At 70.2% G+C, this 1,096-nt stretch carries 1 protein-coding gene; it reads right to left on the bottom strand.

Translation table 11 applies throughout. The features are described from left to right. Positions 1-70: 70 nt before the first annotated feature. The gene (locus ETD96_RS44065; RefSeq protein WP_138642390.1) at positions 71-1,063 is read right to left on the bottom strand and encodes an aliphatic sulfonate ABC transporter substrate-binding protein; all 993 of its coding nucleotides are present in this window, start codon (positions 1,061-1,063) and stop codon (positions 71-73) included. Positions 1,064-1,096 lie beyond the last annotated feature (33 nt).

Genomic DNA, 1,096 nt, shown 5'->3' on the forward strand with positions numbered 1-1,096 from the left:
GGGGGACGGGGCATGGGGGTGGTGCCTCCTCATCGGCGGTCCGGCCGGCGCGCGCCGGCCGGGGACCGGGTCACTTCCCGGCGGCGGCGTTCGTGTAGAGGTCGGCGGTGTAGTAGGTCGCGGGGTCGGGGGAGGACGGCAGCTTGCCCATCGCGACGAAGATGTCCGACAGGCCCTTGAACCAGCCGTTCACCGTCCCGTCGCCGGAGTACTCGATCAGCTCGGCGGAGGTGAACGTCTTGGTGACGGCGGACGAGCCCTTGAACTGCGCGGGCGGCACCTTGAGGAACTTCGCGGCGGTCTCCTCCGCCTCGGTGGTGTGCCCGTTCACCCAGTCGTTGGCGTCCTGCAGCACCTTCACGACCTTGCGGGCGGTGGCGGAGTCGTCCTTCACGATCTCGTTGCGGGCGACGAACGAGCTGGGGAACGACATGGCCGGGAAGAAGTCGGCGTTCTTCGACAGCTCGACCAGGTCCGGGGTGCGCTTCTTGATGGTGTCGATCAGCGGATACCAGATCGCGGCGGCGTCCACCTTGCCGGACGAGAACGCGGTGACCACGGTGCTCGGGTCCATCGGGACGCGCTCGACGTCCTTCGGCGCCATCCCCGCCTTCTTCAGCGCGAGTTGGAGCAGCATGTCGCCGGACGTCCCCTCGGGCACCGCGACCTTCTTGCCCCGCAGCCCGGCGATGTCCTTGATGCCCGACTTCGGGGTGGCGATGATGCGGTCGGCCTGGCCGAGCATGTTCACCGCGACGATCTTGGCCTTGCCGGACGCGGGGAGCCACGTCGCGCCGGGGCCGATGTAGCCGAAGTCGAGGTCGCCCGCGCCGAGCGCCTGGATCTGCAGCGGGCCGTTGGTGAACACCTTCAGTTCCGGCTTCAGCCCGGCCTTCTTCCACAGGTCGAGCTTGTCGGCGGCGGCGAGCGTGGCCGCGCCGGCGAAGTCGGCGGTGTAGCCGAACTTGACGGTCGTCCCGCCGTCGCCGCCGTCGTCCCCGCCGCACGCGGCGGCGAGCGGCACCAGCAGCAGCGACACGGCCAGCAGTCGCAGTGATCTCATCGGGTGGTCCCTTCGGGGGTCGGGGCGGGGGGC

This window comes from Actinomadura geliboluensis (genome assembly GCF_005889745.1).
GTDB lineage: Bacteria > Actinomycetota > Actinomycetes > Streptosporangiales > Streptosporangiaceae > Spirillospora > Spirillospora geliboluensis.